Raw genomic sequence first — 17413 nt, forward strand, 5'->3', positions numbered from 1 at the left:
ACGGACAACTCCCGACGTATGGCCCGGCTCCCCCTGCCGCCCGCACGGTCTGTCCTGGTCAAGGAGCTGAACCGCACCAAAGACGTGGTGCCGGTCCAGCCCGACACCAGGCTGGTCAGGATCTTCACCGCGCACGGCAACCATCCGCAACAGTGGAATTCGTTCCGCTACACCGGCCCGCTCCCGCACGGCCGGTTCGACCAGCAGTCGCCCGGCCGGGGCGGCCGCCCGGTCACCGACGCGGCCAACGGCGTGCTCTATTTCGGGCTTACCGTACGCACCAGCGTCGCCGAGGTCTTCCAGACCAGCTCCACCGTCGACCGCAAGACCCGCGGTCCGCGCCTGGTCGTCGTCCGTCCCACCCGCACCCTCCACCTGCTGGACCTCACCGGCCTCTGGCCCACCCGCGTCGGCGCGTCCCAGGAGATCTCGAGCGGGCCGAAGAAGCTCACCCAGGCATGGGCACGCGCGATCCGCGCCGCCTTCGGCGATCTCGACGGGCTCTGGTACCGCTCGTCGATGGACTCCGGCGGCCCCGCGCTGTGCCTGTGGGACCCGCCCGCCGGCGCCGCCCTCCCGATCGCGCCCGACGTCCTGCTGCCGCTCGACCACCCCGGCCTCGACGTCCCCCTCGGCCGCGTCTGCGAGGAGCTGAACTACACGCTGCTGTCGTGATCAGCCGGAGATCTCATGTGATCAGCCGGAGATCTCGCGTGTTCCTACAGGTGACGTGACCACCAGTCGAGGACGGCGTCGAAGCGCTGGACCCGGTGGCGGGGCTTGCCCGAGCGAGTCAGCTCGTGGCCTTCGCCGGGGAAGAGCAGGAACTCCGTCTCGGTGCCGTGCCGCCGCAGTGCCACGAACATCCGCTGCCCCTGCTCGATCGGGCACCGCCAGTCCTGCTCCGAATGCACCACCGCGAACGGGATGTCGATCTTCTCGGCGTGGGTCAGCGGACTGCGGTCGCGCTGCACCTCCGGATCCTTGCCGACGTACAGATCCACGAACGTGTAGCCGATGTCCGAACTGCCGACCATCGACACCCAGTCGTTCACCGCGCGCTCGCTCCACGCCGCCTGGAACCGCTCGCCGTGGTGCGCCGCGAGCCAGCCGGTCATGAACCCGCCGTAGGAGCCGCCCATGATCCCGACCCGCGCGGCGTCGAGGTCGGGCCGTTCGAGCGCGACGTCGAGCAGTGCGAGCACGTCGTCGGCGTCGACCGTGCCGAGGCCGCGAACGACGGCCCGTCCATAGCTTTCCCCGTATCCCGCCGAGCCGCGCGGATTGCCGAGGACGACGGCGTAGCCCGCCGACGCGTACACCTGCGCCTCGTCGAACACCGCCCAGTCCTGCTGGGCGAACGGCCCGCCGTGCACCACGCGCAACACCGGATGCGGCCCCTCGCCCTCGGGCAGCACCAGCCAGCCGTGTACGGGATACCCGTCGGGCGCGGTCGTGTTCAGCTCGACGACCTCGCACAATCCTTTGTCCCGCAACGGCTTCGAGTAGTCGGTGAGCACCCGCGGCCCACCCACGGCGAGCAGGACGACGTCGCCGGAGCTGACCGGAGTGGCGACCACCGCGACCACGTTCGGCCCGTCGGCGGCGAACCCGCGGACCACGGCCTGCCCGGCGAACACCACGGGAAGATCGGTCAGCGACGCGGTTTCCGCCGTCACGGGCACCGTACGCAGTTCCACCGCACCGCGGTTCCGCACCGCGACGAGGACGTCCTCGCCACGCGGCACCGGAGCACCCGCCGAAGCGTCGCAGTCCACCGACTCGATCTCGGTGAGCCTGCGCGCCTGCCACGGCCCTGCCCCGTCGAACGGACCGGCCGCGTAGAGGCCGGTGTTGCAGACCTCCCAGTTTCCATCCACAAAGGACTGTCCATAGAAGAACAGCGTGCCGTCGGTACCGAACACCGGATGTTCGAGATATCCCTCGCCACGCACGAAAAGTTCCGGCTCGCCACCCTCGTGGCCGACGACGTACAGGTCGCGTTCCTCGGTCTCCACCCGGCCCCAGGCGACCGGGGCGGTGAACACGATCCGTGCTCCGTCGGGTGTCCACACGGGATGCTCGACGTCGACCGCGCCGTCGGTCAGCGGCTCCGGCTCGCCCGGCTCGTCGGCGTCCAGCGCCGCGGCCACGTCGAGCGCGAACAGCCGCTGCGGCCGGTCGCGCAGGAAGCCGATGTCGTCGATGTGGTAGTCCATGCGCGTGATCCGGCGCGGCGCCTCGGCGTCGGGTTCGAGCACCTCGCCGTTTTCGTCAGGGACGCCGTAGCGGCCCGGTTCGGGAATCCGCGCCACGAAGGCGATCCGGCTCGAATCCGGGGACCACGCCGGCGCGGACACGCCGAGCGGGAGCGCGGTGAGCCGCTTCGCGTCCCCGCCCCCGGCGGGCATGACGTGCAGTTGCGGACCGCCTTCGGCGCCGCGGCCGGACCCGGCTCGCAGGAACGCCACCCACCGCCCGTCCGGCGAGATCACCGGTGACGCGTCCCGCGGCCCATGGGTCCAGGCGCGCTCGCCACCCTCGAGCGCGACCTGCCGGAGGGACCGCCGCTCGGTGTTGGACTTCAGGTCCGGCCCGCCCACCCCGACGAGCAGCAGATCGCCGTGCAGAGCGGGATGACCGGGGACCACCAGGGCTTCGATGTCGGCAGGGCGCATTCCGCCGACGGTACCGGATCGTTAGCTTGCCGAACTACCGCTCTTCGTCGTGAGCCCGGCACGTTCGTCGCGCTTGGCTTTCACCAGGCTGGCCACCGTGGTGGTGGTCAGCACGACCACGATGACGCCGAGCGAGACCCAGTTGTTGATGTCCGCCCAGTCCGGGACGACGTGGTACTCGTGCAGGGCATGCAGAACCAGCTTGAGGCCGATGAAGCCGAGGATCACCGCGAGGCCGTAGGAGAGGTAGACCAGCTTCGTCACCAGCCCGCCGAGCAGGAAGTACAGCTGCCGCAACCCCATCAGCGCGAACGCGTTGGCGGTGAAGACGAGGAACGCCTCCTGGGTGATGCCGAAGATCGCCGGGATCGAGTCGACCGCGAAGAGCAGGTCCGCGCTGCCGATCGCGACGATCACGACGAACATCGGGGTGATCATCCGCTTGCCGCCGACCTTCACGAAGGACTTGTGCCCGTGGTAGTCGTCGGTGACCGGGTAGACCTTCCGCACCCAGCGGGTGACGGCGTTCTCGTGGTACTCCTCTTCCTCCCCCTTGTTGCGCAGCATGCTGACCGCCGTCCAGATGAGCACGGCGCCGAAGAGGAAGAACACCCACACGAACTGGGCGATCAGCGCGGCGCCGACGGCGATGAACACGCTGCGCATGGCCAGCGCGAGGAGGATGCCGACGAGCAGCACCCGGTGCTGGTGGATGGCGGGCACCTTGAACGACGTCATGATGATCATGAAGATGAACAGGTTGTCCACGCTGAGCGAGTACTCGGTGATGTACCCGGTGAAGAACTCGACGCCGGGATCGTGCCCGGCGAAGAGGAAGACGCCGATGCCGAAGAGCACCGCGCACGAGATGTAGAAGATGACCCACCGCGCGGCTTCGCCCGTGGTGACCTCATGCGGCTTGCGGTCGACGATGACCAGGTCGAGCGCGATGAGCGCCAGCAGGCCACCGACCGTGGCGATCCACAGCCACAAGGGGACGAACATCGACGAAACCTCCGGATAGTGCGCAGCAGCAACTAACCGGAGGTCTCTTCCGCCGGTGCGGACACCGGCCGACGGTGCCGGGGGCGCTGGCCACCGTGCTGACGACACCGCCGCGGAGGAATACTCCCCTCACAGCGTGTCTAGTTTGACCGTTACTGACGGCGAACGCCAGTCAAGGTTGCCCGTGTCACCGTCTTGGTCGTGTTAACAGCGTCACGTGCACCCATCGGTGTCTGATCCGCGTGAGGCCGAGCCCGTGTTCTCAGGAAACTTCACATACGGTGACCTCGTGCCCCGACTCCCGATCCCGCGTACCCGCGGTGCCCGGCTCTTCGCGCTCGCCGCGGTCGTGGTGGTCCTCGCCGCCGCTGTCGTCGTCTGGTCGACCCGCTCCTCCGCGCCACCTCCGGTGCGCACCCAGGACGCCGTCCTCGACCTTCCCGCCGCGCCCGGCTCGGCCGACAAGGTCGCCATCGACACCACCACCTATTACCCCGAGCGAACCCCCGCGCCCGCCGTCCTGCTCGCGCACGGCTTCGGCGGCAGCAAGAACAGCGTCGCCGACCAGGCCCGTGAACTGGCTGGGAACGGCTTCGTCGTGCTGACCTGGTCGGCCCGCGGATTCGGGCGCAGCACCGGGAAGATCGGCCTCAACGACCCCGACGGCGAGGTCGCCGACGCGAGCGGGCTGATCGACCACCTCGTCGCGGCCCACGAGGTCGTCACCGACGCGAACGGCGACCCGAAGGTCGCGGTGACGGGCGGGTCCTACGGCGGGGCGCTGGCCCTGCTGCTCGCCGGCACCGACAAACGCGTCGACGCCGTCGCCCCGGTGATCACCTACAACGACCTCGCGCAGGGGCTGCTCCCGAACGCCGCCGCCGCGAAGGCACCGGCCGCCGGCACCCCCGCGGCGGGCGCGTTCGCCGCGGACGGGGTCTTCAAGAAATCCTGGGCGGGCAACCTCTTCTCCGCCGGATCGGGCCAGTCGGCCTCGGGCGCCGGTCCCGCCATCGAAGCGCCCGAACCCGGTCAGCAGACCCGGGACGCCGGTCAGCAGGCCGGCGGCACCGGGGGCACGGGCGGCGGTTCGGCACCGGCGCAGCCGGGCACTGGCCAGCCCGGCCCGGGTGCCGCGCAGCCCGCGCCCGCCGGGCTCTGCGGCCGGTTCACCGCGCCGGTGTGCGAGGCCTACACCGAGCTGGCCACCACCGGGAAGGCCAGCGCGAAGACGGTCGACCTGCTGCGGCGCGTCTCCCCCGCGTCGGTGACGAACCGGATCACCGTGCCGGCACTGCTCGTGCAGGGCGAGAACGACACGCTCTTCGGCCTCGACCAGTCCGACGCGACCGCCCGGCAGATCACCGCGGCGGGCGGCAAGGTCACCACGATCTGGTACACCGGCGGACACGACGGCGGCTCCCCGGGCCCGCAGCTGCGTGGCAAGATCGCCGGGTTCCTCAAGAACGCGCTCACCGGCGAGGGCCCGGCCCCGGCGAGCGAGTTCAGCTACGACGTCCAGGGCACGTTGCGGGCCAACGGAACGCCGTCGGTGCGCACCGTGCAGGCACCGGCCTACCCCGGCCTGACGACCCCGCCCGCCGAACGGCGGCTGTTCGCGCTGCGGGGCCAGGCCCAGCCGGTGGTCCGGCCCGCCGGAGCCGTTCCTTCGGCGGTGAGCGGGATTCCCGGGCTCAACGGCCTGGCGAGCGGAAGCTCGCGGCTGAGCGCGTTCTTCGGGATCGACCCGCCCGGCCAGTCCGCGCAGTTCGGTACCCCGCCGATGGACAGCCAGGTCGTCGTGGCCGGGTCCTCGACGGTGCGGCTGCGGATTTCGGCCGACCCCGCGCACCCGGTGCCCGAGGCGGTGCTGTTCGCCAAGCTCTACGACGTCGGCCAAGACGGCACGCGAGCGCTCCCGGCGAACGCGGTCGCGCCGTTCCGGGTCACCGGACTACCCGCGGACGGCAGCCCGGTGGACGTCACCGTGACGCTGCCGGGCATCGTGCGCCCCGTCGAAGCCGGTCATTCGCTACGCCTCGTGGTCGGCACGACCGATCAGGCGTACTCGGTGCCTGCCACACCGGCGGCGTTCCGGATCGCCCTGGCCGACAACACCGCGCTCGGCGTCCCGGTCGTGCAGGGCACGGCCGTCGGCGCAGGGGTGCCCGCGTGGCAGCTGATCGGCATCGGCGGCACGCTCGCGATCGGGATCGTGGTGGTGGTGTTCGCCGCGATCCGGCGCCGCCGGGCCCATGACGTCGACCCGGAGCTGGAGCGGACGCCGCTGGTCATCGAGGGACTGCGCAAGCGGTACTCCGGCGGGTTCGTCGCCGTCGACGGCCTGTCGTTCCGGGTCGAGCCGGGCCAGGTGCTCGGCCTGCTCGGGCCGAACGGCGCCGGGAAGACGACGACCCTGCGCATGCTGATGGGCCTGATCACCCCGACCGAGGGCAGCATCAGGGTCTTCGGCCACCGCATCACGCCCGGCGCGCCGGTGCTCTCCCGTATCGGGTCCTTTGTGGAGGGTTCGGGGTTCCTGCCGCACCTGTCCGGCAAGGCGAACCTCGAACTGTACTGGGCGAGCACGGGACGCCCCGCCGAGAAAGCGCATTTCGCCGAGGCGCTGGAGATCGCGGGGCTCGGCGACGCGGTGCACCGCCGGGTGAAGACCTACAGCCAGGGCATGCGGCAGCGGCTCGCGATCGCGCAGGCGATGCTCGGCCTGCCGGAGCTGATGGTGCTCGACGAACCGACCAACGGGCTCGACCCGCCGCAGATCCACCAGATGCGCGAGGTACTGCGCCGGTACGCGGCGACCGGGCGCACCGTGGTGGTGTCGAGCCACCTGCTGGCCGAGGTCGAGCAGACCTGCACGCACGTGGTGGTCATGCACCGCGGCAAGCTGGTCGCCTCGGGCGAGGTCGGCGAACTGGCGGCGTCCAGTGGGGAAGCGACGTTCCGGGTGGACAACCCGCGGACGGCCGCCGAGGCGCTGCGAGCCGTCGGCGGGGTCACCGGTGTCGCCGTCGAAGGCGACCTCGTGCACGCGAACCTCGACGGTGTGCCGCGCGCCGAAGCGGTGGCGCTGCTCGTCCGCGCGGGTGTCGCGGTGGAGCAGGCCGGACCGCGGCGACGGTTGGAAGACGCTTTCCTGCAGCTGGTCACGGAGGAATCGTGAGTAACCAAGGGACCGACGGGATGCACGGTGGGGTGCACACCGATCCGGCCGCGCTGACCGAACTGACCGACGTCGCCTCACACGAGCCTGCGGAGGTGGGGCCGGACGGCGCCGTCGCCGGGTACCGGGCCGACCGCACGCTGCGGCTGGGTGTGGAACTGAAACGGCAGCTCAGGCGCCGCCGCACCCAGCTGCTGCTCGGGTTCGTCGCGGTGCTGCCGTTCATCCTGGTGCTGGCGTTCGAGCTGGGCCAGTCCAGCCCGAACCGGCGCAGCGGCGGGTTCGTGGACCTGGCGACCGCGAGCGCGCCGAACTTCGTGGTGCTGGCGCTGTTCGTCTCCGGTACGTTCCTGCTGCCGATGATCGTGGCGTTGTTCTTCGGCGACACCATCGCGAGCGAATCGTCGTGGTCGAGCCTGAAGTACCTGCTGGCGATCCCGGTACCCCGGCACCGGGTGCTGCGGCAGAAGGCGATCGTGTCGGGGATCCTGTCGGTGGCCGCGCTCGTGCTGCTGCCACTGGTATCCCTTGTGGTGGGGCTGCTCTGGTACGGGGCGGGCGACGCGATCAGCCCGACCGGCGACGCGGTGCCGTTCGGCAAGAGCCTTGTCGCCATCGGACTGTCCACTGTGTACATCATCGTGCAGTTGGCGTGGGTGGCCGGGCTCGCGCTGCTGCTGTCCGTGTCCACCGACGCGCCGCTCGGCGCGGTCGGCGGCGCGGTGCTGGTGGCCATCCTGTCCCAGATACTGGACCAGATCACCGCGCTGGCCGGGCTGCGGAACTACCTGCCGACGCACTACTCCTTCTCCTGGATCGACCTGATATCCACCGATATCGACTGGACGAACATCGCCTCCGGGCTGTTCTCGGCGGCCGTCTACGGCACCGTGTTCCTGTTGCTGGCCGGTCGCCGCTTCGCCACAAAGGACATCACCAGCTGACATTCGGTGAGCCGGGAACGGGCCGTCGCAAACACCGGTGTCCCCCAGGGAGACGAACCAGAGTCCTTGGGGGACACCGGTTTTCACCGCTCGTGGCGATATTCACCCAACCGAGCGGGCGAGCCGTGGAATCCATTCGCTGATTACTATTTCTTCCGCCGTGGCCCTCTTCGGGTGAAAACCGCTCCGGCCATGGCTCATCCGGCGGGAACTCTCTATCTTCATGAAGGACGACGCGGCGAGGGCACCGAGAACGCAAGGATGTCGCCATGACCCAGTCTGTGGAAGTTCCACTCCAGGAATTCGTCCTCGATTGGACGCTGCCCGCACCCGACGGCAGCCGGATCAGCTTCGTCGCCTCTGGTGAGGTGAGCCTGCTGAACGGCGACCGCGCCTACAAGATCGACGGTGTGCTCTACATCGCCGAGGGCGGCGAACATCTCCGTCAACTCGGCAGCCCCAAGTTGTTCGTCCGCCGCAACGGCGTCGAGGCCAGCGGACGCTACTGGGGCTGGGAAACCATCACCCGCCAGTCCGGCACCCGGCTGACCGAGATGGACGCGTACTTCATCCGCACCGGCTACTGGGCTCCCGCGGATCGCTCGATCCTGCTGAGCCTCGGCGCGGAAACGGGCTGGACCAAGAAGAAGACCTACAGTCCCACGGTCCGCGTCCGCCTGGTCGACTGACCGCCGGGTCAGCCCGCCGCGCCGACGTTTTCCTCGCGGGGGCCCGCTTCGGCGAGTGCCTTGATGCCCTCGACGGTGGCTCGCATGTTCGTGCGGAACTCCTCGATCCGCATGGCCACGAGCTGCTCCTCGCGTTCGGGCATCTTCGCGATGATGTCGGTGAGGTTGGAGGGGCCGGGGCCCATCTGCCCGCGCTGCCGCAGGAGGGTCCCGTCCCCGTCCGGGATCAGCTCGAACCGCCAGGTCCCGGCCGGATTGTCCACGTCCTCTACCGCCCACGCGAACAGCCTGCCGGGCTCGAAGCCCACCACCGTCGAGGTGGTCTCCCACTCCCCCGCGTACGGGTGGGAGTTGCGGCCGCGGAACCGGGCACCGAGCCCGGGTCCGGCGTCGTCGAGCCAGTAGCCGCCCTTGAACTCGGCCGAGAACCGGGACGGCAGGTCGACGTCGATCAGCCACGACCACACGTGCTCCGGCGACGCGGCGATCCGGATTTCGACCTCGGCCGACGGACAGTCCGAGTACTTCATGGCTCTCCCCAGTGCTTCCGGCGATTCGGCGTTCTCGCAACCTAGTCATCGCGGTACGGCGGGAACAACTCGCACCGTGCCCGCGTCCGGGCACCACCGGAGATGCCACCCCGGCGGTGACGAGCCAGCCGAAAGTCGGTGACCGGCCGGTTCTTCCACCGGTCAGCGCTTGTCGCCCCCATGCGGTTTCTGTGAGGATCCCACGGCTGGGGAAATCCCGAACTCGGAGGCGCGGATGCGCGGGCTGCTCGCTGTCTGGTCGGCGGTTCTGGTCACCATCCTGACCGTGTCGGGCTTTGCCCCGTCCGCGCGGGCGGCCACACCCGGCGGCGGGGACATCGGCGACGCGCTGCGGCACATTCCCGGTCTCACGGTCGTCGGCGAGGATCCCGCTCCGGCGGGTTACCGCTTCTTCCGGTTGACCTTCACCCAGCCCGCCGACCACCGCGATCCGCGGGCGGGGACGTTCGAGCAGCGGTTCACCTTGCTGCACCGGGATTTCGCGGCGCCGACCGTCGCCTACACCAGCGGGTACAACGTGTCGACCACGCCGAACCGGTCCGAACCGACCCAGCTCGTCAACGGTAACCAGCTGTCGATGGAGTACCGGTATTTCACCCCGTCGCGGCCGCGGCCGGAGAACTGGGCCGAGCAGCTGACGATCTGGCAGGCCGCGGTCGACGAGCATCGCGCGGTGCAGGCGTTCAAGGCCATCTACCCCGGGAAATGGCTGGCCACCGGTGGCAGCAAGGGCGGGATGACGGCGACCTACTTCCGCCGGTTCTTCCCGGACGACGTCGACGGCACGATCCCCTACGTCGCACCCAACGACGTCATCAACGAGATCGACAGCTACAACCGGTTCCTTTCCCGGGTGGGCAACGATCCGGGCTGCCGTGCGGCGCTCAAGGCAATCCAGCGAGACGCGCTGAAACGACGCGACGAGTTCGGCGCGCTCGCCGGGGCCGACGCGGCGAAGAAGGGGTACACCTTTTCGATCGTGGGCTCACTGGACAAGTCGCTGGAGGTCGCGGTCATCGACTCGTACTTCGCCTTCTGGCAGTACCAGAAGCAGGCGGACTGCGCGACGGTGCCGAAGGCGGGCGCTCCCGCGGCCGACGTCTACGCCTGGTTCGAGAAGGTGGAAAGCTTCACCACCTACGCGGACCAGGAGCTGGCACCGTACATCCCGTACTACTACCAGGCGGCGGTCCAGCTGGGCTCACCCGAGGCGTACGACGGTTATCTGCGGGATCTGTTGCGCTACCCGGGCGCCGACGTCCCGGAGACCTTCGTGCCGAAGTCGATCGAACGTCCTCCGTTCGACCACTTCGCCATGCCGGACATCGACTTCTGGGTGCGCTCGCAGGGCCGCCGACTGCTGTTCGTCTACGGCTCGAACGACCCATGGGGTGCCGAGCCCTTCCGGCTCGGGCCCGGTTCACGCGACTCGTACCGGTACTTCGTTGCGGGCGGCAACCACGGCGCGAGGATCGCGCAACTGCCGGCGGACGACGCTTCGGCGGCAACCGCGACGATCCGCCGCTGGGCCGGACTGCCACCGGCTTCTTCGGCGCTGACGGCGAGGTCCGCCCCGGCGGGCTTCCCGGACTTCGACGCCGATCCGATCATGACCACGCGGCCGCGGCTGTGAGGCCGGACTACTGCTCGCCGAGCTTCACCAACTCCAGATCGGTCTGCGGGAAATCGTCCCCGATACACAGCAACGGCTCCCCCGCGACGAACGCGGCGGCATAGGTCAGGCAGTCACCGAAGTTCAACCCGGCGGGGTGTCGTCCCTTGCCGTACCGGAGGTACGCGACCTGCGCGGCCCTCCAGTGCGCGTCTCCGAAGGACAACACATCGAAGTTCCGCTGCTGCAGGAAATCCGCGAGCAGCGCCTTGCCTCGGTTGCCTTCCTTGTGCACGAGCACGATCGTCGTCTCGACCAGGGTCGGCGAACCGATCCGGCACACCGGGGCGGCACCGATGGCCGCGCCGATCCGCTCGGCCCGGGGTTCTCCGAGAATCGCGGCGATGATCGCGGAGCTGTCCAGGATCACACGCCACCCGGCCCGTACCCGAGGATCTCCTCGCGCTCCGCCTTCGTCACCGGCACGCCCCGGTTCTCCGGGCTGACCTGCGGCCAGATCTCCTCCCGGAGGAAACGCACGAACTCCTCGCCGTTGCGCGCGCCGTCCCGTTCCGCGACCAGCCGATCACGCAGCAGCCGTAAACCGTCGCGCACCGCCGCCGTCTTGCTACCACCAGTCATCGCTGCCACCTCCTCGGCAAGTCGCTCCGCGTCCGGATCCTTGATGTTCATCGGCATGGTGTAATGGTACCCGGCTATGGTGTAAATGCACCATCATTTGATTCCGGCCGCGTCCATGCCGCGCAGCTCCTTCTTCAGGTCGGAGATCTCGTCTCGCAGCCGGGCGGCCAGCTCGAACTGCAGATCGCGCGCGGCCTGCATCATCTGGTCGGTCATCTGCTGGATGAGGTCGGCGAGCTGGGCCCGCGGCATGGCCGAGACGTCCTTGTCCACGAGCATCCCGGAGCTGCGGACCTTGTCCCCCTGTTCGGGCTTCTTGCCCCGCGAGACGTTGCGGCCCGAGCCGCCGACGGCCACCGACTCGGTGTCCTCGGCCTCGCTGTAGACCCGGTCGAGGATGTCGGCGATCTTCTTCCGCAGTGGCTGCGGATCGACGCCGCGCTCCTCGTTGTACGCGACCTGCTTCGCGCGGCGCCGGTCGGTTTCCTCGATCGCGTGCCGCATCGAATCGGTGATCTTGTCCGCGTACATGTGCACTTCGCCGGACACGTTCCGCGCCGCGCGGCCGATGGTCTGGATCAGCGAGGTCCCGCTGCGCAGGAAGCCTTCCTTGTCCGCGTCGAGGATCGCCACCAGCGACACCTCGGGCAGGTCGAGGCCCTCCCGGAGCAGGTTGATGCCGACCAGCACGTCGAAGTCGCCCGCGCGCAGCTGCCGCAGCAGCTCGACGCGGCGCAGCGTGTCCACCTCGGAGTGCAGGTACCGCACCCGGATGCCCAGTTCGAGCAGGTAGTCGGTGAGGTCCTCGGCCATCTTCTTGGTCAGCGTCGTGACCAGGACGCGCTCGTCCTTCTCCGCGCGCTCGCGGATCTCGTGCACCAGGTCGTCGATCTGCCCTTCGGTGGGTTTGACGACCACCTTCGGGTCGACCAGGCCCGTCGGCCGGATGACCTGCTCGACGAACTCGCCGCCTGCCTGGCCCATCTCGTACGGCCCCGGCGTCGCCGACAGGTAGACGGTCTGGCCGATCCGGTCGGTGAACTCCTCCCAGGTCAGCGGGCGGTTGTCGACCGCGCTCGGCAGCCGGAAGCCGTACTCCACCAGGTTCCGCTTGCGGGACATGTCGCCCTCGAACATGCCGCCGATCTGCGGCACCGTCTGGTGCGACTCGTCGATGACCAGGAGGAAGTCGTCCGGGAAGTAGTCGATCAGCGTCGCGGGCGCGGACCCGGCCTCGCGGCCGTCGATGTGCCGCGAGTAGTTCTCGATCCCGGAACAGAAGCCGACCTGGCGCATCATCTCGATGTCGTAGGCCGTGCGCATCCGCAGCCGCTGCGCCTCCAGCAGCTTGCCCTGCTTCTCCAGGTCGGCCAGCCGCTCCTCCAGCTCGGCCTCGATCCCGCGGATCGCCTTCTCCATCCGCTCCGGCCCGGCGACGTAGTGCGTGGCCGGGAAGATGCGCACCTCGTCGACCTCTTTGACGATGTCCCCGGTCAGCGGGTGCAGGTAGTACAGCTTCTCGATCTCGTCACCGAAGAACTCGACCCGGATGGCCAGCTCCTCGTACGCCGGGATGATCTCGACCGTGTCGCCACGGGCGCGGAACGTGCCGCGGGCGAACGCGATGTCGTTGCGCGTGTACTGCACGTCGACCAGCGCGCGCAGGAAGACGTCCCGGTCGAGCTGCTCGCCGACCTTCAGCTTCGTCGATCGGTCCAAATAGGACTGCGGCGTGCCGAGGCCGTAGATGCAGGACACACTGGCCACCACGATCACGTCCCGCCGGGACAGCAGGTTCATCGTCGCCGAGTGGCGCAGCCGCTCGACGTCGTCGTTGATCGAGGAGTCCTTCTCGATGTAGGTGTCCGTCTGCGCGATGTACGCCTCGGGCTGGTAGTAGTCGTAGTAGCTGACGAAGTACTCGACCGCGTTGTGCGGGAACAGCTCGCGCAGCTCGTTGGCCAGCTGGGCGGCGAGCGTCTTGTTCGGCGCCATCACCAGCGTGGGCCGCTGGACGCGCTCGATCAGCCACGCCGTGGTCGCCGACTTGCCGGTACCGGTGGCACCCAGCAGCACGACGTCCTTCTCGCCCGCCTTGACCCGGCGTTCGAGCTCGTCGATGGCCGCCGGCTGGTCACCGGCGGGCTGGTACTCGCTGACCACCTCGAACCGGCCGCCGGTGCGCGGGATGTCGGTCACCGGGCGGAAGTCGGACTGGGCGAGTACGGGATGTTCGGTTGCGAAAGCCACGAGAACCAGGGTAGGCGCCACCACCGACAGTTTCCCAACCGAGCGGCGCCGACCTGCGTGAAGCCGCCCGGCCGACGCGCCGGGCCAGCGTGCTGAAGGACGCTTTCAGTGCGTTGGCGGTGCTGAAGGACGCCTTTAGTGCATCGAGCGCTCCGAAGGCGTCCTTCAGCACATCCGGCCGCCGGAACTCAGCCGGGGCGGTAGGCGGTGACGTCGGTGACGGCCGTGCCGGAGACGGTGAAGAACAGCAGCGCGGCCGGGACGGGCGCGTCGCCGTAGCACTCGACCACGACGCGGTCCGGACCGGTCGCGCGCACCTCCGTCCGGCCGCAGGCGGCCAGCACCGCCAGCACCTCGGGTGCGACCGCGTCCCGCTCCCCCGCCCGCACCCGCGCGCAGAACGCGAGGACGACCTCGCGCGGGGAGGGCGGCGGCGGCGAGGGCAGGCCCGCTTCGTCGAAGAGGCGATTGAGCTGGTCGGCGGCCGAAACCGCGCGCGGGAAGCCGGCGAAGGCGGCGGCCTGGACGACCACCTCGCACAGCTCGGCAGGCGAGAGTCCGGATGCCAGTCCGGTCTTCAGGTGCACGCTCAGCGGCGGGCCGACCATTCCCGCCGCCACGATCGCGGAGAGCGTCGCGGCTTCGCGCGTCCTGGCGTCCAGGCCCGGCCGCTCGTGCAGGTGGCCGTACACCGTGCCGACCGCCAGTTCGCCGAGCGCCGGGACGGTCGCGAACAACGCGTCCAGCCGCTGCTCGCCGCCTTCGACCAGTTCGGCGAAGTTCGCCCGCCCGCGACGGTGCAGTTCGTCCATCGGCTCGGTCATCGAGGTTCCTTTCAGCAGCCGCAGTCGCAGCAGGAACAGCACTCGCAACAGGAACTGTCACAGCCACAGCCGTCGCACGACGTGCCGACGGGCTTGCCGCTCCACGGGCCGGGATAGGGATCACGGCAGCAGAACTGGCAGGTGCAGCACATGTACGTCGCGACCCCGCAGCCCGCGAAGAAGTTCCGTTCGCGAGGCGGGACGGCGAACTTCGGCACCCAGCAGCCGCCGCCCTGGCCGTCCTTCGGCCCAGGGTCCTTCGGCGGCTCGGGCGGCGGACCACCAGGGCCACCCGGACCACCCGGACCTCCGGGCCCACCGGGGCCGGATGCGCCGGGCGGCCCGTACCCGGGCGGCGGCGTCCCCTGCTGGAACGGCGGTGGCCCGTAGCCGGGCGGCGGGCCGAACCCCGGCTGCCCCGGTTGATGCGGATGCTGCTGCGGTCGCGGCCCCGGCCCGATCCACCCCGGCGGCGGCTGCTGATGGCCCTGCAGGTGGTGATGCCCGAAGGCACGGCGGACAGCCTGCCGCAGCTCGTGCACGAGCAGGACGTGCACCAGCGCCGAGTCGGTGAACTCCGCCTCGCGCAGGGCGAGTTCGACGCCCAGCACGGCGTCCGCGCACAACCGGTGGGCTTCGGCGAGGTCGGTTCCGGTCGCCAGCAAGGGATTCCACGCCCCGGCGGCCGCATCCTCCGCCAGGTCTTCGACGGCGTCGAGCAGGTGCGCCACGCGGCCGAACAACCGGCCCGCCTCGGCGAGCGGCGCCTTGTTGCCGGGACGTCCGGCCAGCACCGCGGTCTGCGCGAACGCCGCCGCCGTCGCCAGTTCGGCCGGTTCGGTGGCGAGCAGGGCCGAGTCGCCGAGCCGGACGGCGCCTTCGAGCTCGGCCTGCCGGCCGACCGCCTCGGTGAGCACCGCGGTGTCGAAGCCGAGCCGTGCCCCGGTCCGGCCGCCCTGATCAGCCCAGCGAGCCGCGACCCGGCGCGCGGCGGCGGCGACCGGACGCCGCCGGAAGGCACCGTCCCGGTCGGCCACGTGATCACCGACCTTCGCTGACGCGAGCACGAGCGACACCGCCGCGGCGAGCTGCGCGCCACCGCCCTCGGCGACGGAAGCGGGCCGCATCGCGCGCAACGCACACGGCCCCGCGTCGCGCCGTCCGCTCCGGGGAGACTGCGCCTCCACCAGCACCGAGACGATCAGCCCGTCGTAGTTGGTCACCACCCTGGCGAACTGTCCGTGCTCGTCGCGCAGCGCGAGGCAGAGCCCGCACAGATGCGCCAGCCAGTCCGCGTGCAACCGGCCGGTCAGCCGATGACGGCAGGGCCTGATGATCCCGAACAACTCCCGCTCCCCCAGATTCGTGACGATGCTTCGCGGCACCCTAGCGCCCGCGGCGGCACCGTACCGGCGTTCGGCGGTTTTCCGCCCGGTCCGCCGCCCGGCCGGGCAGGATGGGGCGATGACCGACCTGCACCCGCCGAAGCGCGAAATCTTCGACGTCGCCGCCAGGACCAACACCGACCCGAAGGGCATCACCCGCGAGGTCGAGGAGTACCGCGAGGAGCCGTTCGGCCTGTACCTGGCCCGCCCTGCCCCTGGCAGGCCCCAGTTCCGCTACCTCGAATCGTGGCTGCTGCCCGGGCTCGGGCTGCGCCTGACCGACTTCTGGTACAACCCCGGCCACGAGCGCGACCAGGATTTCTACGCCGACGTCGTCCGCGTCGACCGGGACGGCAGCCGCTGGACGACCACCGACCTCTACCTCGACCTGGTGCTCAAGGACAAGGTCTCGGTACAGGTCATCGACACCGACGAGCTGGTGGCGGCCGTCGCGCAGGAACTGCTTTCCGTCCAGGACGCCGAATACGCGCTCGAAACCACCTACGCCGCCGTCGAGGGCCTCGCCACGCACGGCTACGACCTGGCAGCCTGGCTGTCCACAAAGGACATCAGGCTGACCTGGAAGCGGCACCCCTAGGGGACGTCCCATCCACCGATCGGTTGATCCCGGCGACCTGCCGGTGGATTCCGGTTCTGGCCGCTCCGACGATCCGCCGGGCCCCGTCCGCGCGGGATTCTCGAACACGACGAGAAGCCCGACGAGAGGGGACGGCCGGATGCCGGTCATTGAAGTACACGGACTACGCAAACGCTATGGGGACAAGGTCGCCGTGCACGACGTCTCGTTCGACGTCGAACGCGGCGAGATCTTCGGCATCCTCGGGCCCAACGGCGCGGGTAAGACAACCACGGTCGAATGCCTCGAAGGCCTGCGCGTGCCCGACGGCGGCACACTGTCGGTACTCGGGCTCGACCCGCGGCGCGACAAGGACGAGGTACGCCAGCGCGTCGGCGTCCAATTGCAGGAAAGCCGGCTGCCGGACAAGCTCCGCGTCGGCGAGGCACTGGACCTGTACGCCTCGTTCTACCGCACGCCCGCGGATCCGGAGAAGCTGCTCGCGACACTCGGCCTCACCGACAAGCGAGACACCGCGTACAAGCAGCTTTCCGGTGGGCAGAAACAACGGCTGTCCATCGCGCTCGCGCTCATCGGGAGCCCGGAGGTCGCCGTCCTCGACGAGCTCACCACCGGGCTCGACCCGCAGTCCCGCCGCGACACCTGGGATCTCATCGAGGCGGTGCGCGACCAGGGCGTGACGATCCTGCTGGTCACCCACTTCATGGAGGAGGCCGAGCGGCTCTGCGACCGGCTCGCCGTGATCGACGGCGGCCGCGTGGTCGCCATCGACACCCCGGCCGGGCTCGTCGCCGGGGTGAACGACGAACAGCGCATCCGGTTCCGCCCGTCGCGGCCGATCGACCCGCGCGAGCTCGAGACGCTGCCCGAGGTGCGGCGGGTCGACGAACACGGCGGACAGCTCGTCGTCACCGGGCGCGGCAACGTGCTGCACGCGGTGACCGCCCATCTCGCCCGCGCCCAGGTGATCGCCGGGGACCTGCGGGTCGACCAGGCCAATCTCGACGACGCGTTCGTCGCGCTGACCGGCCGGAAACTGGACTAGGACAAGGGC

At 69.9% G+C, this 17413-nt stretch carries 15 protein-coding genes; 7 read left to right on the forward strand and 8 right to left on the reverse strand.

What is annotated here, in order from left to right:
- The first annotated feature begins 18 nt into the window (after positions 1–18).
- Entirely contained in the window at positions 19–675 is a 657-nt protein-coding gene (locus tag ACFW0G_RS21345; RefSeq protein WP_378327083.1) for an RES family NAD+ phosphorylase, read from the forward strand.
- A gap of 44 nt (positions 676–719) precedes the next feature.
- Here the strand turns inward: ACFW0G_RS21345 and ACFW0G_RS21350 are convergent, their stop codons facing one another.
- A complete protein-coding gene (locus ACFW0G_RS21350) occupies positions 720–2678 on the reverse strand; it encodes a prolyl oligopeptidase family serine peptidase (RefSeq protein WP_378327084.1) in 1959 nt (652 codons plus the stop codon).
- Between the two features lie 21 nt (positions 2679–2699).
- Positions 2700–3683 carry a TerC family protein gene (locus tag ACFW0G_RS21355; protein WP_378327085.1) on the reverse strand — a complete coding sequence of 328 codons (984 nt, stop codon included), beginning with the start codon at positions 3681–3683 and terminating at the stop codon, positions 2700–2702.
- A gap of 289 nt (positions 3684–3972) precedes the next feature.
- Between ACFW0G_RS21355 and ACFW0G_RS21360 the strand changes: the two genes are divergently transcribed.
- The 3 genes from ACFW0G_RS21360 (at position 3973) to ACFW0G_RS21370 (ending at position 8497) form a co-directional block, all read left to right on the forward strand.
- Positions 3973–6864: an alpha/beta fold hydrolase gene (locus tag ACFW0G_RS21360; RefSeq protein ID WP_378327086.1), complete on the forward strand. Its 2892-nt coding sequence runs from the start codon at positions 3973–3975 to the stop codon at positions 6862–6864.
- Positions 6865–6884: 20 nt separating this feature from the next.
- The gene (locus tag ACFW0G_RS21365) at positions 6885–7808 is read left to right on the forward strand and encodes an ABC transporter permease (protein WP_378327123.1); all 924 of its coding nucleotides are present in this window, start codon (positions 6885–6887) and stop codon (positions 7806–7808) included.
- Between the two features lie 269 nt (positions 7809–8077).
- The gene (locus ACFW0G_RS21370) at positions 8078–8497 is read left to right on the forward strand and encodes a hypothetical protein (RefSeq protein WP_378327087.1); all 420 of its coding nucleotides are present in this window, start codon (positions 8078–8080) and stop codon (positions 8495–8497) included.
- A gap of 8 nt (positions 8498–8505) precedes the next feature.
- On the opposite strand, the gene ACFW0G_RS21375 is transcribed toward ACFW0G_RS21370, so the two are convergent.
- Entirely contained in the window at positions 8506–9027 is a 522-nt protein-coding gene (locus ACFW0G_RS21375) for an SRPBCC family protein (protein ID WP_378327088.1), read from the reverse strand.
- Between the two features lie 235 nt (positions 9028–9262).
- Between ACFW0G_RS21375 and ACFW0G_RS21380 the strand changes: the two genes are divergently transcribed.
- Positions 9263–10681: a S28 family serine protease gene (locus tag ACFW0G_RS21380; RefSeq protein WP_378327089.1), complete on the forward strand. Its 1419-nt coding sequence runs from the start codon at positions 9263–9265 to the stop codon at positions 10679–10681.
- 7 nt (positions 10682–10688) lie between these two features.
- Here ACFW0G_RS21380 and ACFW0G_RS21385 read toward each other — a convergent pair whose 3' ends face one another.
- From ACFW0G_RS21385 to ACFW0G_RS21405, 5 genes are all read right to left on the reverse strand, one after another.
- A complete protein-coding gene (locus ACFW0G_RS21385; RefSeq protein ID WP_378327090.1) occupies positions 10689–11090 on the reverse strand; it encodes a type II toxin-antitoxin system VapC family toxin in 402 nt (133 codons plus the stop codon).
- On the reverse strand, positions 11087–11359 hold the full coding sequence (locus ACFW0G_RS21390; protein ID WP_378327091.1) for a type II toxin-antitoxin system VapB family antitoxin: 273 nt from the start codon (positions 11357–11359) through the stop codon (positions 11087–11089). The genes ACFW0G_RS21385 and ACFW0G_RS21390 overlap by 4 nt, the downstream gene beginning before the upstream one ends.
- Positions 11360–11395: 36 nt before the next feature.
- The gene (gene uvrB, locus ACFW0G_RS21395; protein ID WP_378327092.1) at positions 11396–13552 is read right to left on the reverse strand and encodes an excinuclease ABC subunit UvrB; all 2157 of its coding nucleotides are present in this window, start codon (positions 13550–13552) and stop codon (positions 11396–11398) included.
- A 188-nt stretch (positions 13553–13740) separates the two neighbouring features.
- A complete protein-coding gene (locus ACFW0G_RS21400; protein WP_378327093.1) occupies positions 13741–14376 on the reverse strand; it encodes a carboxymuconolactone decarboxylase family protein in 636 nt (211 codons plus the stop codon).
- Between the two features lie 11 nt (positions 14377–14387).
- Positions 14388–15722 carry a DUF5685 family protein gene (locus ACFW0G_RS21405; RefSeq protein ID WP_378327124.1) on the reverse strand — a complete coding sequence of 445 codons (1335 nt, stop codon included), beginning with the start codon at positions 15720–15722 and terminating at the stop codon, positions 14388–14390.
- A 118-nt stretch (positions 15723–15840) separates the two neighbouring features.
- Here ACFW0G_RS21405 and ACFW0G_RS21410 point away from each other — a divergent pair, with 118 nt between their 5' ends.
- Together ACFW0G_RS21410 and ACFW0G_RS21415 are read left to right on the forward strand one after the other, a co-directional pair.
- The gene (locus ACFW0G_RS21410) at positions 15841–16359 is read left to right on the forward strand and encodes a DUF402 domain-containing protein (RefSeq protein ID WP_378327094.1); all 519 of its coding nucleotides are present in this window, start codon (positions 15841–15843) and stop codon (positions 16357–16359) included.
- Positions 16360–16498: 139 nt separating this feature from the next.
- On the forward strand, positions 16499–17404 hold the full coding sequence (locus tag ACFW0G_RS21415) for an ABC transporter ATP-binding protein (protein ID WP_378327095.1): 906 nt from the start codon (positions 16499–16501) through the stop codon (positions 17402–17404).
- The last annotated feature ends 9 nt before the right edge of the window (positions 17405–17413 follow it).

The organism is Amycolatopsis sp. NPDC058986 (genome assembly GCF_042741125.1).
GTDB lineage: Bacteria > Actinomycetota > Actinomycetes > Mycobacteriales > Pseudonocardiaceae > Amycolatopsis.

Excerpts from the sequence above, each read along its gene's own strand:
- ACFW0G_RS21415 (WP_378327095.1), top strand. The coding sequence starts at position 16,499 with ATGCCGGTCATTGAAGTACACGGACTACGCAAACGCTATGGGGACAAG.
- ACFW0G_RS21410 (WP_378327094.1), top strand. The coding sequence starts at position 15,841 with ATGACCGACCTGCACCCGCCGAAGCGCGAAATCTTCGACGTCGCCGCC.
- ACFW0G_RS21390 (WP_378327091.1), bottom strand. The coding sequence starts at position 11,359 with ATGCCGATGAACATCAAGGATCCGGACGCGGAGCGACTTGCCGAGGAG.
- ACFW0G_RS21400 (WP_378327093.1), bottom strand. The coding sequence starts at position 14,376 with ATGACCGAGCCGATGGACGAACTGCACCGTCGCGGGCGGGCGAACTTC.
- ACFW0G_RS21370 (WP_378327087.1), top strand. The coding sequence starts at position 8,078 with ATGACCCAGTCTGTGGAAGTTCCACTCCAGGAATTCGTCCTCGATTGG.
- ACFW0G_RS21375 (WP_378327088.1), bottom strand. The coding sequence starts at position 9,027 with ATGAAGTACTCGGACTGTCCGTCGGCCGAGGTCGAAATCCGGATCGCC.
- ACFW0G_RS21365 (WP_378327123.1), top strand. The coding sequence starts at position 6,885 with ATGCACGGTGGGGTGCACACCGATCCGGCCGCGCTGACCGAACTGACC.
- ACFW0G_RS21355 (WP_378327085.1), bottom strand. The coding sequence starts at position 3,683 with ATGTTCGTCCCCTTGTGGCTGTGGATCGCCACGGTCGGTGGCCTGCTG.
- ACFW0G_RS21350 (WP_378327084.1), bottom strand. The coding sequence starts at position 2,678 with ATGCGCCCTGCCGACATCGAAGCCCTGGTGGTCCCCGGTCATCCCGCT.
- ACFW0G_RS21380 (WP_378327089.1), top strand. The coding sequence starts at position 9,263 with ATGCGCGGGCTGCTCGCTGTCTGGTCGGCGGTTCTGGTCACCATCCTG.
- ACFW0G_RS21345 (WP_378327083.1), top strand. The coding sequence starts at position 19 with ATGGCCCGGCTCCCCCTGCCGCCCGCACGGTCTGTCCTGGTCAAGGAG.